The sequence below is a fragment of the Micromonospora sp. NBC_01740 genome (assembly GCF_035920365.1).
GTDB lineage: Bacteria > Actinomycetota > Actinomycetes > Mycobacteriales > Micromonosporaceae > Micromonospora > Micromonospora reichwaldensis.
In genome coordinates, this window is record NZ_CP109150.1 from 5,124,392 (window position 1) to 5,140,868 (window position 16,477).

Annotated in this window: 16 protein-coding genes and 1 tRNA gene; 4 read left to right on the forward strand and 13 right to left on the reverse strand. The window is 75.7% G+C overall.

The annotated features are described in order from the left end of the window. Window positions 1–77: 77 nt before the first annotated feature. The 3 genes from OG989_RS22765 to OG989_RS22775 all read right to left on the reverse strand — a co-directional run bounded on the left by OG989_RS22765 (window position 78) and on the right by OG989_RS22775 (window position 2,870). Window positions 78–548: a MarR family transcriptional regulator gene (locus tag OG989_RS22765; protein ID WP_151454627.1), complete on the reverse strand. Its 471-nt coding sequence runs from the start codon at window positions 546–548 to the stop codon at window positions 78–80. 53 nt (window positions 549–601) lie between these two features. Continuing rightward, window positions 602–1,780, reverse strand: a complete 1,179-nt coding sequence (locus OG989_RS22770; protein ID WP_151454628.1) for a PP2C family protein-serine/threonine phosphatase — start codon at window positions 1,778–1,780, stop codon at window positions 602–604. Window positions 1,781–2,120: 340 nt separating this feature from the next. Continuing rightward, window positions 2,121–2,870, reverse strand: a complete 750-nt coding sequence (locus OG989_RS22775) for an SAM-dependent methyltransferase (RefSeq protein WP_151454629.1) — start codon at window positions 2,868–2,870, stop codon at window positions 2,121–2,123. Between the two features lie 119 nt (window positions 2,871–2,989). On the opposite strand from OG989_RS22775, the gene OG989_RS22780 reads away from it, so the two are divergent. Genes OG989_RS22780 through OG989_RS22790 form a run of 3 tightly spaced genes read left to right on the forward strand, consistent with a single transcriptional unit; the run spans window position 2,990 to window position 4,662 of the window. Further along, on the forward strand, window positions 2,990–3,925 hold the full coding sequence (locus tag OG989_RS22780; RefSeq protein WP_151454630.1) for a universal stress protein: 936 nt from the start codon (window positions 2,990–2,992) through the stop codon (window positions 3,923–3,925). 45 nt (window positions 3,926–3,970) lie between these two features. After that, window positions 3,971–4,183, forward strand: coding sequence for a phosphatidylethanolamine-binding protein (locus tag OG989_RS22785; RefSeq protein WP_132237733.1), 213 nt, complete (start codon window positions 3,971–3,973; stop codon window positions 4,181–4,183). Further along, window positions 4,180–4,662: a hypothetical protein gene (locus tag OG989_RS22790; protein WP_151454631.1), complete on the forward strand. Its 483-nt coding sequence runs from the start codon at window positions 4,180–4,182 to the stop codon at window positions 4,660–4,662. The genes OG989_RS22785 and OG989_RS22790 overlap by 4 nt, the downstream gene beginning before the upstream one ends. On the opposite strand, the gene OG989_RS22795 is transcribed toward OG989_RS22790, so the two are convergent. Then, window positions 4,659–4,862 (reverse strand): hypothetical protein, encoded by a 204-nt coding sequence (locus tag OG989_RS22795; protein WP_132237737.1) that lies wholly within the window; start codon window positions 4,860–4,862, stop codon window positions 4,659–4,661. The two genes, OG989_RS22790 and OG989_RS22795, sit on opposite strands and share 4 nt — an antisense overlap. A 120-nt stretch (window positions 4,863–4,982) precedes the next feature. On the opposite strand from OG989_RS22795, the gene OG989_RS22800 reads away from it, so the two are divergent. Continuing rightward, entirely contained in the window at window positions 4,983–5,633 is a 651-nt protein-coding gene (locus OG989_RS22800) for a hypothetical protein (RefSeq protein ID WP_327028375.1), read from the forward strand. Between the two features lie 5 nt (window positions 5,634–5,638). Here the strand turns inward: OG989_RS22800 and OG989_RS22805 are convergent, their stop codons facing one another. The 9 genes from OG989_RS22805 to fdh all read right to left on the reverse strand — a co-directional run bounded on the left by OG989_RS22805 (window position 5,639) and on the right by fdh (window position 16,026). Next, window positions 5,639–5,824, reverse strand: a complete 186-nt coding sequence (locus tag OG989_RS22805; protein WP_148710079.1) for a hypothetical protein — start codon at window positions 5,822–5,824, stop codon at window positions 5,639–5,641. A 52-nt stretch (window positions 5,825–5,876) separates the two neighbouring features. After that, entirely contained in the window at window positions 5,877–7,166 is a 1,290-nt protein-coding gene (locus OG989_RS22810) for a hemolysin family protein (RefSeq protein ID WP_327028376.1), read from the reverse strand. A 1-nt stretch (window position 7,167) separates the two neighbouring features. Continuing rightward, window positions 7,168–7,365 (reverse strand): hypothetical protein, encoded by a 198-nt coding sequence (locus OG989_RS22815; RefSeq protein WP_089000292.1) that lies wholly within the window; start codon window positions 7,363–7,365, stop codon window positions 7,168–7,170. Between the two features lie 40 nt (window positions 7,366–7,405). Continuing rightward, window positions 7,406–9,169 carry a selenocysteine-specific translation elongation factor gene (gene selB / locus OG989_RS22820; protein WP_327028377.1) on the reverse strand — a complete coding sequence of 588 codons (1,764 nt, stop codon included), beginning with the start codon at window positions 9,167–9,169 and terminating at the stop codon, window positions 7,406–7,408. A 4-nt stretch (window positions 9,170–9,173) separates the two neighbouring features. Next, on the reverse strand, window positions 9,174–10,478 hold the full coding sequence (gene selA, locus OG989_RS22825; protein WP_327028378.1) for an L-seryl-tRNA(Sec) selenium transferase: 1,305 nt from the start codon (window positions 10,476–10,478) through the stop codon (window positions 9,174–9,176). Window positions 10,479–10,497: 19 nt separating this feature from the next. After that, a tRNA-Sec gene (locus OG989_RS22830) sits at window positions 10,498–10,593 on the reverse strand. A 45-nt stretch (window positions 10,594–10,638) separates the two neighbouring features. Next, the gene (gene nrfD / locus OG989_RS22835) at window positions 10,639–11,628 is read right to left on the reverse strand and encodes an NrfD/PsrC family molybdoenzyme membrane anchor subunit (RefSeq protein ID WP_327028379.1); all 990 of its coding nucleotides are present in this window, start codon (window positions 11,626–11,628) and stop codon (window positions 10,639–10,641) included. After that, complete coding sequence (locus tag OG989_RS22840; protein WP_327028380.1) at window positions 11,625–12,740, reverse strand: 4Fe-4S dicluster domain-containing protein; 1,116 nt, start codon at window positions 12,738–12,740, stop codon at window positions 11,625–11,627. The genes nrfD and OG989_RS22840 overlap by 4 nt, the downstream gene beginning before the upstream one ends. Continuing rightward, the gene (gene fdh, locus OG989_RS22845) at window positions 12,730–16,026 is read right to left on the reverse strand and encodes a formate dehydrogenase (RefSeq protein WP_327028381.1); all 3,297 of its coding nucleotides are present in this window, start codon (window positions 16,024–16,026) and stop codon (window positions 12,730–12,732) included. The genes OG989_RS22840 and fdh overlap by 11 nt, the downstream gene beginning before the upstream one ends. Window positions 16,027–16,477: the final 451 nt, after the last annotated feature.

A 16,477-nucleotide genomic window follows, 5' to 3' on the forward strand; every position in this document is an offset into this window, starting at 1 on the left:
GTGCGTCACCACCCGTAAGGCATCCTAGGACACTAGTGGAGCAGGTGTGGAAGGCGCGTACGGCGGGAGACGACCCGTCAGGCGGTGCGGGCCTGGGAGTCCGCCGGCGACTCGGTCGGGGCGGCGGTGGCCGCGCGTTCGAAGGCCATCAACGCCAGCAGCAGCTCGTGCTGCGCCCGACCGGGCATCCGGTCCAGCACGGCCTGCACCGCCCGGTGCCGGTGCTCCTGCAGCTCGCGCAGCAGCGCCTCGGCGGCGGCCGTCGGCATCAGCCGCACCTCCCGCCGGTCGCGGGGATCGGGCACCCGGCGCAGCAGCCCGGTGGCCTCCAACCGGTCGCAGAGCCGGCTCGCCGAGGACGGCACGACGTCCAGCAACTCGGCCAGGCCGTTGACGTTGGTCTCCGGCCGGCCGCTGATCAGCGACAGCACCCGCAGCTGCGTCGGGGAGACGGCCATCTGGTGCCGGGGCACCGCCGAGTCGAGCACACCGACGAGTGCCTCGGCGGCGGCGTCGATCGCCGCGGCGAGATTCGGAGGTCGCTCCACCCGGTGTCCCCTGCGATCGTCCCGCTCGTGCCCTGCCGGTGCGACGACGGCTCTCACCCGTCGCCCCGCCCGGCGGAACCACGCCAGTCCAGGCAGACGACGACCGCGTCGTCGCGCAAATCGGCGTCCGCGTGCCAGGCGTGCAGTTCGCGCATCACCGTACCAACTGCTTCCGCCGGCGGTTGCAGCCGCGTGGACCGCATCGCCCGCGCCATCGTCCGTTCGCCGTACGCGCCGCGGTCACCGGGATCGGCGGCCCACACCCCGTCGCTGACCACGAACAGCCGGTCCCCCGGTTCCAGCGCGAACTCCTGGACGTCGTAGCGGGCCTCGGCGAACATGCCCAGCGGCAGCTGCTGCTCCAGGTCGATGGGCGTCACCGTGCCGCCGCGCACCCGCAGCAGGTGCGGGGAGCCGGCGTCCACCGCCCGCACCCGGCCGGTGACGGTGTCCAGTTCGAGGAGCAGCGTGGCCACGTACCGGCGACCGCGGTGCTGGTAGAAGACCGTGTCGGAGGCCAACTCGGCCTGCTCGACGAGGCTGCCTCCGGAGCGCCGGGCGTTGCGCAGCGCGTTCACGGTGACGGCGGTCAGCAGCGCCGCAGACAGCCCGATGCCGGCGCCGTTGAGCACCGTCACGGTGAGCCGGTCGTCGTCCACGGACCAGTCGAAGTGGTCTCCGCCGACCGTGTACGCCGGTTCCAGCTGGCCGGCGAGATCGAACGCCGCGTGGCTCACGCCGCGTCCCGGCAGCAGTTCCCACTGCATCTCGGCGGCCATGCTGAGTCGCTCCCGTCGGCGGACCCGGCGGTACCGGTCGGTCTCCCGGTCCGCCGCGCGCAGCACGACGGCCAGCTCGCCGGCGATGTCCGCGGCCCGCTCGACGACGTCCGGTTCGGGCTGGTCGGGCAGCTCGACCAGGAGCACGCCCAGCCGCTCCCCCCACACCGACAGCGGCAGGTAGAGCCGGCACCGGCCCTCGTCGTCGGTGTCGGTCATCGGCTGCTGGCTGCTGAAGCAGCGCTGCGCCGCGTCGTGGCAGGCGAGGAAGCCGCCGCCGGAGAGGTCCGCGTCGAGCACCGGCCAGAGCCCGGTGATCCGGTAGTCGGCGATGAACACGTCCGTTCGCGAGGCGCCCAGGGCGGACCGGATAGCCTGGTCCGCCGCCTCCACCACCTGGTCGGGCGGGGCCGCACGAAGCGCACGCGAGACCTGGCCCGGTGCCTCCAACATGATCATCCTCCGGAAGCTTGCCGTAGGGCAAGCATCATACGGAGCCCCCTCCCCCACCCTCCGGGCGGGCGGGCACACGGCGGGTGCCCGCCGCCGTGGCCCCGCACCCGGCTCGGGGCCCGGCGCGCGGCGCCCACGTCGCCTCGGCCGGCGCCGGCGACAGTTGGGGGTGCTGCGGGGCAGCGGGGTGCACAGGTCAGGCCAGGTTGCTGCGGCAGCAGCGGGCGCTCAGGCGGCGACTGGTGTTGAGACGACCGGTGGTCAGGTGGCGACCCGGGTGCCGCGGTGACGGCCGGTCAGGACGGCAGGCCGCACACGCGTACCTCGCCGTCCGGAGGCGTCAGCACGCCGGCGAGTGGACGGCGACCCCGCCGTGGAAGGCGTCGGGCACCTGCGCGGGCGGGCCGTCCGGCCGCCACCGGGCGATCGGGACGATGCCGTCCTCGGTGGGCGTCCAGCGGCCCAGCAGCGGCACGAACGCGGCCGGCGGGCGCATCCGGAACGCCGGGCCCATCATCGCGAGGGCCGCCGGGAAGCCGGCCAGCTCCTCCGTGTCGAAGTCGACGGCGAGCAGGCTGCCCGGCGCGGTGGCACCGTAGAGCTCGTCGAGGGTGCGGGCCAGCGTCTCGTCGTCGAGGAACGCGGCCAGACCGAGGAAGACCACGCCGACCGGTCTCCTCCCCCACCCCGGCACGAACCGGTGCAGCTGGGCGCGGTCGACCGTGCCGATGTCGGTGGCGTCGCCGTAGCCGTAGCCGGCCCGGTCGCTGCCGGCCAGCAGGCGCTGGCCGAGGCGGATGGTGACCGGGTCGACGTCGGTGTAGAGGACGGTGGCGTCCGGGGCGACCTCATGCACGTTGCCCATGGTGGGCACCCCGGCGCCGAAGACGAGGAAGCTGTCGACCCCCCGCGCGGCCATCGCCCGGACCGCCCGGCCGAGAAAGGCGCGCAGCTCGCGGAAGACCGGCTCGCACGGCCCGTACGCCTGCTCGAAGTCGCGGGCGGCCGCCACGTCGACCGGGAAGTGGTGCTCCCCGCCGAGCCAGAAATCGATCATCCGCGCGGTGCTCGGCTGGTCCGGCTCAACCATCGACGACGCTCCCTCCCCGGTGGGCGTGGACAGCGTACCCACCGGCCGGCCTACGCGGTATCGGCCCGCCGACGGGTTCCCGGCCGCGATACTGGCCGGGAAGCGGCGGGAGGTGGGCGGTGAACTCGGCGAACGGCGCGGCGGTGGTCGTCGGCGCGGACGGCTCGGACTCGTCGCTGCGCGCCGTGCGGCTCGCCGCCGTCGAGGCGGCCCGCCGGCACCGGCCACTGCGGATCGTGCACGCCTTCATCTGGCCCCTGCTGCGCGTGCCGGTCGACGCCCCCGCCGCCGGCCCACCCGGCGCCGGCCTGCGGCACCAGGCGGAGCAGGTCGTCGCCGCCGCCACGGACGAGGCCGAGGCGACGGTGCCCGGCTTGCGGATCTCCGGCGAGATCATCGACGGCGAGGCCGCCGCGGTGCTGCTCGGCGAGTCGCCGGCCGCCGCGATGATCGTGCTCGGCGACCGGGGGCTCGGCGGCTTCTCCGCCCTGGTGGTGGGGTCCGTCGCGGTGCAGGTCGCCGCGTACGCCGACTGTCCCGTGCTGGTCGCCCGGGGCACCGACCACCCCGACGGGGCCGTCGTCGTCGGCGTGGACGGCTCCGAGACGGCCCGGCTCGCCGCGGAGTTCGCCATGGAGGAGGCGTCGGTGCGCGGCGCGGCGCTGGTCGCGTTGCACGCCTACCGGCATCCGACCTCCACCGGGCCCGGGGACATGCGACCACTGGTGTACGACGACACCGAACTGCGTTCCGAGGAGGAGCGGGTGGTCGCCGAGTCGCTGGCAGGGCTCACGGAGCGGTGGCCGGACGTGCCGGTCAGCCGGGAGACCACGCGCGGCCGCCCCACCACCGTGCTCGCCGAGGCGTCCCGGCGGGCCCAGCTGCTGGTGGTCGGCCGGCAGGGACGCGGCGAGCTGACCGGGCTGCTGCTGGGCTCGGTGAGCCAGTCGCTGCTGCACCACGCCGACTGCCCGGTCGCGGTGGTCCGGCACGCCGCGCTGAGCCGGGCGCCGCGCCGGACCGGTCGCGGGGTTGGTCCCCGCGCAGGCGGGTAGACGAGCGCGGTACGCCAACGGCGACGACGACCGGAGGAGGCAGTGATGCCAGGACCACGGCCGGGCAGCAACGCGTACGACAAGCAGCGGGCGCGCATCCGGAACGCGATCGACGATTCGGGACGACGGGTGCCGGACGACAAGGCCAACGACGTGGCCAACCGGATCCTGCAGTCCGACCGGGGACAGCGGGGGGTCGTCCGCGGCGAGCGGGTCTACGGCCCCAAGGGCGAGCGCGAACCGGGCGACCCGAGGTGAGGGCCGCGAACCTGGCCGACGGGGCGATCGCCGGCGCGGTCGGCAGCGCCGCCCTGAACATGGTCAGCTACCTCGACATGGTGCTGAGGGCGCGGCCGGCGAGCAGCACCCCGGAGGAGAGCGCCGGGCGGGTGGCCCAGGTGGCACACGTCGACCTGGGGCCCGAGGACCGGGCGGCCAACCGCCGCTCGGGCCTCGGGCCCTTGCTCGGCTACGGGATCGGCGTGGCGGCGGGCGTCGGGTACGCCCTGCTCGCCCGGGGCCGCCGGATGCCGCTGCCGCTGGCCGCCGGGGTCCTCGGCGGCACCGTCATGACGATGTCCGACGGGTCGATGACCGTGCTGGGCGTGACCGATCCGCGCACGTGGCGTCGGTCGGACTGGCTGGCCGACATCGTGCCGCACCTCGCGTACGGCGTGGCGGCCGCAGCCACCTGGAACCGGCTGCGGCCGCCCGTCTCGGGCCGGGGCTGTTATTAGCCCCGGGCGCTCTCGTCGTCGGCGACCGGCTCGGTGGCCGGGCCGTACGGCGACACCTGCCCCCGGGGCACCGGGCGGCCCTCGTCGCCGTGCGACGAGCCGCGGTTGCGCGGGTGCCCCGCGGGGTTGGGGCCCTTGCTGTCCTGGCTGGTGGCGCCCTTGTTGTTGCGGCGGAATTCCTCCTGCTGCGGATTCACCACGGGTTTCTCCTTCCGGGGTCCGGCCGTGTCCGACGTCGGTTACCCGTCCGCCCCGGCGGCATACCCGCCGGGGCGGACGGTCGCAGGGGTGGCCGGGCGCAGGGCGGGTACACCCCGAGGATGGGCGACGACCGGAAGGTGGCGCGGGTCCTGCTGGAGCGGCGGGGCCGCACGTACGCCGAGGAGGCGGGCATCACGCTCGCCGACCGGCCCGCCCCGCTCTACCAGCTGCTGGTGCTCGCCACGCTGCTGAGCACCCGGATCCGGGCCCGGGTGGCCGTGGCGGCCGCCCGGGAACTCTTCGCCGCCGGCTACCGGACCCCGCAGGCGATGGAGGCGGCGAGCTGGCAGGACCGGGTCGACGCGCTGGGCCGGGGCCACTACCGCCGCTACGACGAGCGGACCTCGACGATGCTCGGCACCGGCGCCCGGCTGTGCCTGGACCGCTGGCGGGGCGACCTGCGCCGGCTGCACCGCGACGGCGGCGGTGAACCGGCCGGGCTGCGCCGGCTGCTGACCGAGTTCCCCGGCATCGGCCCCACCGGCGCCGACATCTTTTTGCGCGAGGCGCAGGTGGCCTGGGCCGACCTGCGCCCGTACGCCGACCGGCGGGCCCTGGCCGGCGCGAAACGCCTCGGCCTGCCCGGCTCGGCGGACCGGCTGGCCGGGCTGGTCGACCCGGGCGACTTCGGCCGGCTCGCCTCGGCGCTGGTCCGGGTGGCCCTCGGCGAGGAGTCCGCCGGTGAGGTCACCCGCGCCGCCGCCACCTGACCGGGCTACTTGGCCGTCTTGTCGCCCGGCTTCGTCAGGTGCCACACCAGCAGCGCCGCCAGCAGCGCGAGCACGACGAGGCCGCCGGAGACGCCTCGGCCGTCCTCCTCGCTGCGGCCGGTGGTGCCGAAGTAGATCACCGCGAGCCCGGCCAGCACGGTGACGAACGTCCGCATCCCTCGGTCCTTCACGTACCGGACGGTACGTCCTGATCCACGCCATTCGTGGCGGTTCCCGCCGCCGTCACCCGACCGGGTCGGGGCCCGCGGAGAAGCCGCGCAGCCGGACCCGGCGGATCGTGCGGCCGGCCACCTCCACCACCTCGACGGTCAGCCCCGGCAGGTGCACGGTCTCCCCCGGCCCGCTCGGCAGGTGCCCCAGCCCGGCCAGCACCAGCCCGGCCACCGTCGTGTACTCCCGCGACGGCCGGAAATGCAGGCGCACCCCGACGTCGGCCAGGTCGTGCAGCGGGAAGTCGCCGGGCATCAGCAGCGAGCCGTCCGGTTCCCGGGTCACCCCGGTCACGTCCCGGTCGGTCTCGTCGTACAGCTCCCCGACGACCTCCGCCAGCAGGTCCTCCATGGTGATGATGCCGTCGACCCCGCCGTGCTCGTCGACGACGAGGGCGAGCTGCTGGTGGCACAGCCGCAGTTCACGCAGCGCGTCGGAGACCGGCAGGGTGCCGGGCAGCAGCAGCGGCGGACGGGCCCGGTCGGCGACCGTCGCCGCGTCCGCCCCGACGAGTTCGCGGATGTGCACCACGCCCCGCACCGCGTCGAGCCCACCCGGCCCCACGACCGGGGCGCGGGAGCGGCCGGCTGCGGCGAGCCGGCGCAGCCCGTCGGCCGCGGGCATCGTCTCGGGGAGCACCGTCACGTCCAGCCGGGGCACCAGGATGTCCCGCAGCGTCCGGCCGGCGATGTCGAACGCGCCGGTGAGGATCTCCCGCTGCTGTGCCGACAGGCCCCGCTGGCTGACCAGGATCTCCCGCAGCTCGTCCTCGGTCATCTCCGTACGGCTGGCGCGGGGGTCCCCGCCGGCGAGCCGCACCACCACGTCGGTGGCCTTGCTGAGCAGCCAGACCGCCGGCCGCGACAGCCGGGCCAGCAGGTCCAGCGGCCCGGCGCTGACCAGCCCCCAGCGTTCCGCGCGCTGCATCGCCAGCCGCTTGGGGGCCAGTTCGCCGACGACCAGGGTGACGAACGTCAGCAGCACGGTGACCAGGACGACCGCCGCCCCGCGCGCGGCCCCGCCCAGGAAGCCCAGCGGCCCGACCAGTGGCTCGGACAGGGACACCGCGGCGGCGGCGGAGGCGAGGAACCCGGCCAGGGTGATGCCGAGCTGGATGGTCGCCAGGTACCGGTTGGGGTCGCGGACCAGCCGGGCCAGCCGCTCCCCCGACCGGCTGCGCCGGCCCAACTGCCGCACCTGCCCCTCGCGCAGCGTCACCAGCGCCATCTCGCTGCCCGACAGGGCCGCGTTGACCAGCACCAGCACCGCCACCAGCGCGAGCTGACCGAGCTGCGCCCCCATGTCAGTCGACCTCCAGGTCGTCGAGGGAGATCTTGTGCGTCATCAGCCACCGGGCCAGCGCCGACATCCCGAACAGCCACAGCGGCGCGGACTCGGTGGTGCCGTTGGTGGCGAAGATCGCGAAACGCAGGTCCGGCGCCCGGTACGCCTCGATCCGCCACTTGTGCTGCCTGTCCCGCCAGACCGCGGAAGGGTCCATGGCGCCACGCTAGGCGACCGCCGACCTCGCCGGGGCGGCTTCAGGACCGGGCCGTCACCACGACCCGCGCGTCGTCGGGCAGCCGGCGGGTGGCGCCGCGACGGTCCAGCAGCTCCAGCAGCGGCACCGCGACCCGGCGGGTGGTGTCCAGCGCCCGCCGCGCGGCGCTGAGCGTGAACGGCTGGGGCAGCCCGGCCAGCACCCGCACGGCGTCGTCGGCCGCGCCGGGCAGCAGCACCACGTTCTCGGCGAGGCGCAGCAGCGCCCCCGCGCGTACGGCCGCGCCGATCTCCCGGGGACCCAGCCCCAGGTCGGCGAGGTGCTCGACCTCGGGGGCGCGGAACGGGCGGTCGGCGTACTCGGCGCGGACCCGGGCCACGGCCCGGGCCACCGGTTCCGGCAGCGCGTCGACCGCCGACGCGGTGACCCGGCCGGCGCGCAGCCGCAGCGGCGGCCGGACCAGCGCCTCGACCAGCGCCCGCTCGGGCAGGTCCAGGCGCTGGCGCAGCAGCTCGACCGGCGCGCCCGCCTCCAGCGGGTGCTCCCGGGCGTGCCGGGCGACCTCCTCGACCAGCCGGGTGCCGAGGCCCCGCCAGTGCTCCGGGTCGGCCAGCCAGTCGCCGGCGACCGGCCGGCCGGTGGCCTCGACGCCCATGCGGATCAGGTCGGCGGCCCGGGCCAGCCGCCGCCGGCGCAGCTCGCCGGCCAGCTCGGGGCGGCCGTCCACCGTCGCCAGCACCGCCGCGCGGGCGACGGCCGCGCCCCGACGGGTCAGCGGCGGCGGAGCCACGTCCAGCACGGTCACCCCGCCCGCGACGTGGTGCCGGCCCGGGTCGCGCAGCAGCGCCCGGTCCCCGACCAGCAGCGGCAGCGGCCGGGCCAGCCGCAGCCGGGCCGTGTCCGGGCCGAGCGGCCGGACCCGGGCCGGCACCGCCGCCGCGCCGATGTGCAGGGTCAGGGTGGCCGGCAGCTCCCCGGCCGGGTCGCCGGCCAGCCGCACGTCCAGCAGGTCCGTGCGGTGGAACCGGCCGGGGGTGAGCAGCGCGTCGCCGCGCCCCAGGCGGTCCCGGGGCGTGCCGCGCAGGTTCACCGCCACCCGGGCGACCGGGGCGACCTCGGGCCGGGCCACGCCGAGGGAGTGCAGGCCGCGTACCCGCACCGTCTCCGCGCTGCCGGCCAGCTCCAACTCGTCGCCCACCCGGAGCCGACCGGCGCCGAGCGTGCCGGTCACCACCGTGCCGGCGCCGCGGACGGTGAAGGCGCGGTCCACCCACAGCCGCACCGGGGCGTCGGCCCGCGGGGCGGGCAGCCGGGCGGCGAGCCGGTCCAGCGCCGCGCGCAGCTGCGGCAGCCCGGCGCCGGTCACCGCGCTCACCGCCACCGCGTCCACCGCGCCGAGGGAGGTGGCGGCCAGCTCCGCCCGGGCCCGGGTCGTCGCCGGCCCCGGATCCGCCAGGTCCGCGCGGGTCACCACCAGCAGGCCGTACGCCACCCCGAGCGCGTCCAGTGCCGCCAGGTGCTCGGCCGACTGCGGCATCCAGCCCTCGTCGGCGGCGACGACGACCAGCGCGGCGGGCACCGGGCCGACGCCGGCGAGCATGTTCGGCACGAACCGCTCGTGCCCCGGCACGTCGACGAACGCCACCGTCGCGCCCGAGGGCAGGGTGCTCCAGGCGAAGCCGAGGTCGATGGTCATGCCCCGGCGGCGTTCCTCGGCCCACCGGTCGGGTTCCATCCCGGTCAGCGCCCGGACCAGTGTCGACTTGCCGTGGTCGACGTGCCCGGCGGTGGCCACCACGAACACGCCCTCAGCCCTCCCCGGGCACGCGCAGCACGGCGGCGCGCAGCGCCGCGTCGGCGTCGGCGGGCACGCAGCGCAGGTCCAGCAGCAGCCGCCCGCGTACCACCCGGCCCAGCACCGGCGGGTCGCCGAGGCGCAGCGGAGACGCGTACCGCTCGGGCAGGGCGAGCGCCCAGGAGGGCAGCTCGACGCCGGGGGCGCCACCGCCGCCGACGACCGCCCCGGCGGGCACCACCCGTGCTTCGCACCCGTCGGCGGCGAGCGCGGCGCACAGCCGCTCGGTGCGCGCCCGCAACGCGCCCGGGTCGGCGTGCAGCGCGGCCCGGGTGGGGGTCGCCGGATCGGCGAGGGTGGCGGCGAGCGCGGCGAGGGTCAGCTTGTCGACCCGCAACGCCCGGGCGAGGGGGTGCCGGCGCAGCCGTTCGACGAGGTCGGCGGCACCGAGCAGCAGCCCGGCCTGCGGCCCGCCGAGCAGCTTGTCGCCGCTGGCGGTGACCAGCGCCGCCCCGGCCCGCAGGGTGCTGGCGGCGTCCGGCTCGGCGGGCAGCAGCGGATCGGGCGCCAGCAGCCCGGAGCCGATGTCGGCGACCACGGGGACGCCGAGGGTGGCCAGCGCCCGTACGGGCACCGCGGAGGTGAAGCCGGTGACCTGGAAGTTCGACGGGTGCACCTTGAGCACGAAGCCGGTCCGGGGACCGATGGCGGCGGCGTAGTCGTCCAGCGTGCTGCGGTTGGTGGTGCCGACCTCGCGCAGCCGGGCGCCGGTGCTCTCCAGCAGGTCGGGCAGGCGGAACCCGTCGCCGATCTCCACCAGCTCGCCCCGGCTGACGACGATCTCGGCGTCGGCGGCCAGCGCGGTCGCGGCGAGCACCAGCGCGGCGGCGCCGTTGTTGACCACGTGCACCGCGCCCGCGTCGGGCACCGCCGCCGCGAGGGCGTCGAGGGCGTCGCGTCCGCGCCGGGCCCGCCGCCCGGTGCGCAGGTCCAACTCGACGTCGGTGTGCCCGCCGGCGGCGGCGACCGCCGCGACGGCGGCGGGCGACAGCGCGGCGCGACCCAGGTTGGTGTGCAGCACCACGCCGGTGGCGTTGAGCACCGCCCGGGGGGCCGGCGCGGGCAGGGCGGCCAGCGCGGCGTCGCGTACCGCCTCGGGGGTGATCTCGCCCCGGCGGGCGCGCTCCTGGGCGCGGTGGACGGCGGCCTTGACCCGCTCCCGGCCCAGGGTGCCCGCCGCGGCGGCCAGCCGGGGGTCGGCGAGCAGCGCGTCGGTGCGCGGCACCCGCCGGCGCGGATCGGCCGCGACGTCCCCCATGATCCCCACTTCCGCAGCATGGCGGAGACGGACGGGAATCGAACCCGCCTGGCCCGGATCCCGGACCACACCGGTTTTGAAGACCGGGAGGGGCACCAGCCGCCTGAACGCCTCCACGCAGCAGTGAACCACAGGCCCGGCGGGCGTGTGCGGGAGGGCGTCAGCCCTCGGCGGCGCGCCGCCGCTCGAGGCGCTCCCGCTGCGGCACCACCGTGTACTTCGGATCCTTCGCCGAGGCCACGCCGCCCTCGAAGATGCCGAACCGGGTCGCCACCGAGGCGCCCAGCAGCGCGACCCCGGACAGCGCGGAGAGCGTGCGGCTGCGCCGACCCAGCAACGCGCCGGCCACCCCCACGGCGGTCAGGGCCCTCCCCGCGCGCAGCAGGCGACCGGGCCGGCCGGTGCGGTAGGGCTCGCTGAGCAGCCCGAGCCGGGTCTCCACCCGGTGCGCGCCGTACAGCTCCAGGGCCGCGCCCGCCACCGCCATCCGCCGGGCGGGCCCGGCCTGCGCGCAGGGCGCGGCGATCAGCCCGACGCCGGCGCCGCTGGCCAGGGCGCTGCCCGCGAAGATGACCGGCAGTTCCGGGTACGCCTCGTGCCAGGACGGCACGGCCGTGTCGGCCAGCAGCACCCCCGTGTACGTCGCCAGCGCCGGCGCGGTCGCCGCGGCGGCCAGCCCGGCGGCGTGCCCGACCGGCGGCAGCGCCCGGCGGACGAGCCCCGGCAGGCCGCGCCCGGGCAGCCATGCCGCGCCCTCGGCGACCGCCGCGAGCCCGGCGGCCGGGCCGAAGGCGCCGAGGATCCAGGTGCCCACGGACATGGGCGAGGTGGGCTTGGCCACCCGGAGCATGTGGTGGAACCGGGCGGGCCGCCCCAGGTCCTTGATCAGGAAGACGGTGCTGGCCGTGACCGCCGCCAGCGAGGCGACCCGGCCGGCGCGGCGCAACGCGGGCCGGCCGGTGAGCTGCCCGCCCGCCGCGAGCAGCGACGAACCGGCTGCCAGCCCGCCGGTGAACAGGTACGCGGCGATGTCCCACTTCCAGACCGGCGCCTTGAGGATCGGCCGGCCGTAGTAGGAGGTGAACTCGGCCTCCGGGACCCTCAGCTCCTCGCCGCCGCGCCGCCTGCGCCCACCGCGCTCCGGACTCATGAGGAACCTCCCACGAACGCGGCCACAGCCGCCGCCGCCATCGCCAGCGCGGCCAGGCCGGCGCGCTTCCACATCTTCGGCAGGTCCCGGGTGGTGACCACCGGGTCCGGCGGCAGCCCGTACACCTCGGGCTCGTCGAGCAACAGGAAGAACGCGCCGTCACCGCCGACCCCGTCGCCCGGGTCGTGCCCGTAGAGCCGCGCCTCGGGCACGCCCCGCTCGTGCAGCGTCGCCACCCGGGCCGCGGCCCGCTCCCGCAGCTCGTCGAGGGGGCCGTACTGGATGGACTCGGTCGGGCACGCCTGGGCGCAGGCCGGAGTGTTGCCCGCGCCGATCCGGTCATAGCACAGCGTGCACTTCCACGCCCGGCCGTCGCCCTTGCGCTGGTCGATGACGCCGTAGGGGCAGGCGGAGATGCAGTAGCCGCAGCCGTTGCAGATGTCCTCCTGCACCACCACCGTGCCGAACTCGGTGCGGAACAGCGAGCCGGTGGGGCAGACGTCGAGGCAGGCCGCGTGGGTGCAGTGCTTGCAGACGTCGGACATCATCAGCCAGCGGAAGTCGGTGCGCCCCTCCGCGCCCCCCGCGCGCCCCGGCGGCTGCGCCCCGGGCATCCCCAGGAACTCCGGCCCGCCGGCGGGGCCCGTGCTCGTGCCGGTGCTGGTCGCGCCGGCGTCGGTCCCCGGGCCGGCACCGGTGCCGGCGGCCATCCGCGCGGCCGCGTCCGCCGCGCCCGGCGGCACCCCCGGCTCGGTGCCGGTCGGGTTGCCGACGCCGGCGGCCACGGCCGCCGACGAGGCGCTGACCGAGCCGCCCGTCGGCGTGCCGGCGAACGGCGGGCTGCGGTGCCCCGCCGGGCGGGGCTGCTCGACGAACGCGACGTGCCGCCACGAGTTCGCGGTCAGCGCGCCGGTGTTGTCGTACGACATGCCGAGCAGGTCCAGCCCCGAGCCGGGGACGTCGTTCCACTCCTTGCACGCCACCTCGCACGCCTTGCAGCCGATGCAGACGCTCGTGTCGGTGAAGAAGCCCATCCGGGGCGGGGCGTCGGTCCAGCCGGCCTCCGGAGCCGGGTCCAGCGGCCCGGACAGGCTGTGCGGGTCAGGAAGCATCGCGGCCCTCCCCGGCGCCGTCGGCGTCCGGCGGGGCGAGCGCCCCCGGGGTGAGCGTCGGGGCCGGCTGGCCGGGGACGATGCCCGCCCGCCGCTGGTAGTCGGCCACCAGGTCCAGCAGGGCCGGGCCGGTGGGCCGCCGACCGGGCCGTACGTCACAGGTACCGATCTTGCTCTCCTGGATCAGCACGTTCGGGTCCAGGGTGATCCCGAACAGGTCGTTGGCCGAGTCGCCCGTCACCAGGCCCTCGAACCCGAAGTGGTACGGCAGCCACACCTGGTGGATCACCCGGCCGTCCACGCGCAGTGGGCTGAGCCGGTCGGTGACCAGCACCTTCGCCTCGATGACCGCCCGCCCGCTGACCAGGTGCGCCCAGCCCAGGTGCGCCAGGCCCACCTCCGCGGCCAACTCCGGGGACACCTCGACGAACATCTCCGGTTGCAGCTCCGCCAGGGGCCGCACCGTACGGCTCATCCCGCCTGCCGTGTGGTGCTCGGTGAGCCGGCTGACCGTGAACACGTACGGGAAGACCTGGCTGTACTCCTGCGGCGGGCTCGGGTTCACCGAGTTCACCGGGTGCGCGTACACCTTGCGGGTGGGGTTGGCCTGCTGCCGGTAGAACGGGTTGCGCACCGGCGACTCGGCCGGCTCGTAGTGCGTCGGCAGCGGGCCGTCCAGCACGCCGCTGGGCGCGTACAGCCAGCCCTTGCCGTCGCCCTGCATGACGAACGGGTCGTCGCCGGCGATCCCCTCCGGGCCGGACGCGCCCTCCGGCGGCCGGTACGTCGGCGGCTTGGTCCGCTCGAAGTCCGGCACGTCGTAGCCGGTCCACTCCCCGGCGTCCGGGTCCCACCACACGTAGCGCTTGCGCTCGCTCCACGGCCGGCCCTGCGGGTCCGCCGAGGCCCGGTTGTAGAGGGTGCGCCGGTTCGCCGGCCACGCCCAGCCCCACTCGGCGGCCACCCAGTCCTGCTCGTGACGGGACCGGCGCCGCGCCGCCTGGTTGACGCCGTCGGCGTACACCCCGGAGTAGATCCAGCAGCCCACGGCGGTGGAACCGTCGTCGCGGGCCTCGGCGAACGCGGACAGCGGGCGGCCGGTCGCCACCTCGTACCCGTTGATCTCGCGCAGCACCGTCTCGGCGTTCGGCTCGGCGTGCGGACCGTGCGTGGGATAGTCCCAGGCCAGGTCGAGCAGCGCCCGGTCGCGCGGCAGGTCGGAGCCGGCCAGCTTCTCCCGCAGCCGACGCCCGAGGTGGTAGAAGAACCACAGCTCGGAGCGGGCGTCGCCCGGCGGGTCGACGGCCTTCTCCCGCCACTGCAGCAGCCGCTGGGTCTGGGTGAAGGTGCCCTCCTTCTCCACGTGCGAGGCGGCCGGCAGGAAGAACACCTCCGTCTTGCACTGCTCCGGCACGATCTCGCCAGTGGCGACCTCGGGACTGTTGCGCCAGAACGTGGCGCTCTCGATCATGAACAGGTCGCGGACCACCAGCCAGTCCAGGTTCGCCATGCCGAGGCGCTGCGCCCGGCCGTGCGCCGAGCCGACCGCCGGGTTCTGACCGAGCAGGAAGTAGCCCCGCACCTTCCCGTCGATCATGTTCAGCACCTGCTGGTACGTCCCGTGGTCGCCGGTCATCCGGGGCATGTACCCGTAGCAGAAGTCGTTCTCGGGCGTCGCCGCGTCGCCCCAGTACGCCTTGAGCAGGCTCGCCGCGTAGGCGCGGGCGTTGCCCCAGAAGCCCTTCTGGCCCGGATGGCGGATGCTGTCCACCCACTCGTCGAAGGTGGGGTGGTCGGCGTGGTGCGGCATCGGCAGATAGCCGGGGAGCAGGTTGAACAGCGTCGGGATGTCGGTGGAGCCCTGGATGCTGGCGTGCCCGCGCAGGGCCAGGATGCCCCCGCCGGGGCGGCCCATGTTGCCCAGCAACAGCTGGATGATCGCGCCGGTACGGATGTACTGCACGCCGACGCTGTGCTGCGTCCACCCCACCGAGTAGATCAGCACGCCGGTGCGCTCCCGGCCCGAGTTGGCCGTCCACGCCTCGGCCAACTCCAGGAACTTCTCGCGCGGGATGCCGCAGACCCGCTCCACCATCTCCGGGGTGTAGCGGGCGAAGTGCCGCCTGAGGATCTGGTAGACGCAGCGCGGGTGCTGCAACGTCTCGTCCCGCTCCACCTGCCCGCCCACGTCGGCGCCGTGCGACTCGTGGCGCAGCCCGGCGGCGGTGTCCCGCTCCTTCGCGGTGTGCCCGCTGCCGGAGTCGGACTCGTGGCCCGCGTACTGCCAGGAGTCCTGCACGTAGCTGCCCGTCTCCGGATCGAACCCCGAGAAGAAGCCGTCGCCGTCCTCGGTGTCGACGAAGCGCTCGCTGACGATCGTCGCGGCGTTGGTGTAGGCCAGCACGTACTCCCGGAAGTCCAGCCCGTTCTCCAGGATGTGGCGCACCACGCCACCGAGCAGCGCGATGTCGGAGCCCGCGCGGATCGGCAGGTACGTGTCAGCCACCGCGCTGGTGCGGGTGAACCGCGGATCGACGTGGAACACCTTGGCGCCGCGCCGCTTGGCCTCCATCACCCACTGGAAGCCCACCGGATGGGCCTCGGCCATGTTCGAGCCCTGGATGACGATGACGTCAGCGTTGGCGACGTCCTGCTGGAAGTCCGTCGCGCCGCCGCGACCGAAGCTGGCCCCCAGACCGGGGACGGTGGCGGAGTGTCAAATGCGCGCCTGGTTCTCGATCTGGAGCGCCCCCATCGCCGTGAAAAGCTTCTTGATGAGGTAATTTTCCTCGTTGTCCAGCGTCGCCCCACCCAGACTGGAGATGCCCAGCGTGCGGTTGAGCGGCCGGCCCTGCGCGTCGACGTCCTCCCAGGTCTCCGCCCGCGCGGCGAGGATCCGGTCGGCGATCATGTCGAGCGCGACGTCGAGCTCCAGATCCTCCCACTCGGTGGCGTATGGCCGCCGGTAGCGAACCTTCGTCTGCCGCAGGGGGCTGGTGACGAGGCTCTTGCTGGCCGACCCCTTCGGGCACAGCCGCCCCCGGGAGATCGGGCTGTCCGGGTCGCCCTCGATCTGGGTGACCGCTCCGTCGGTGACGAAGACGCGCTGGCCGCAGCCGACCGCGCAGTAGGGGCAGACCGACCGCGCCACGCTGTCGGCGGTCTCGGTGCGGGCGGTCAGCTCCGCCGAGCGGCCCGACTGCGCCGCGGCGCCCCGGCCCAACGGGTCGGTCCCGGTGAGCTGCCGGTACACCGGCCAGCCCTGGATGAAAGTCCGCAGGCCCACGCGCGACACCCCCTCCCGGCCCGTCCGACACAGCCACCATGAACATAGGCCAGGCCGTCCGGGACCGCGACCCGTGCCGCGGGATCACCCCCCGACGGTCACCGCCCGCTTCCCACGGCGTCGCCCATGGCCGTACGCGACCGGTGTCCCGGCGGCGGTCCGCTCGATGTCGGCTGCGGGGCCGGCGAAGACAGCGCCGCCCCCGGGCCCGGAGGCTCGGGGGCGGCGCCGGTGTCGGTGTGCAGGTCGCCTCTCGGCGAGTGGCGCGACGCGGCTCCAGCCGGACGGTATTCCGCGAAGGCAATTTAGGTGAGGCCCGGGGACACTGGACACACCGACACCTCATTCAACCAGCCGACGGGCTGCGATGTTCCACCGGCGGTGGATGTGCCGCTGGCCGGCACCCCGTGTTCGGGTGCCGGCCAGCGATCCCCCTTGTGGTGGAAAGTCT

Coding starts and splice junctions, on each gene's coding strand:
- OG989_RS22840 (WP_327028380.1), bottom strand. CDS start 12,740: ATGCTTCCTGACCCGCACAGCCTGTCCGGGCCGCTGGACCCGGCTCCG.
- selA (WP_327028378.1), bottom strand. CDS start 10,478: ATGGGGGACGTCGCGGCCGATCCGCGCCGGCGGGTGCCGCGCACCGAC.
- OG989_RS22815 (WP_089000292.1), bottom strand. CDS start 7,365: ATGGACCCTTCCGCGGTCTGGCGGGACAGGCAGCACAAGTGGCGGATC.
- OG989_RS22785 (WP_132237733.1), top strand. CDS start 3,971: ATGCCAGGACCACGGCCGGGCAGCAACGCGTACGACAAGCAGCGGGCG.
- OG989_RS22810 (WP_327028376.1), bottom strand. CDS start 7,166: ATGGGGGCGCAGCTCGGTCAGCTCGCGCTGGTGGCGGTGCTGGTGCTG.
- OG989_RS22800 (WP_327028375.1), top strand. CDS start 4,983: ATGGGCGACGACCGGAAGGTGGCGCGGGTCCTGCTGGAGCGGCGGGGC.
- nrfD (WP_327028379.1), bottom strand. CDS start 11,628: ATGAGTCCGGAGCGCGGTGGGCGCAGGCGGCGCGGCGGCGAGGAGCTG.
- OG989_RS22770 (WP_151454628.1), bottom strand. CDS start 1,780: ATGTTGGAGGCACCGGGCCAGGTCTCGCGTGCGCTTCGTGCGGCCCCG.
- OG989_RS22775 (WP_151454629.1), bottom strand. CDS start 2,870: ATGGTTGAGCCGGACCAGCCGAGCACCGCGCGGATGATCGATTTCTGG.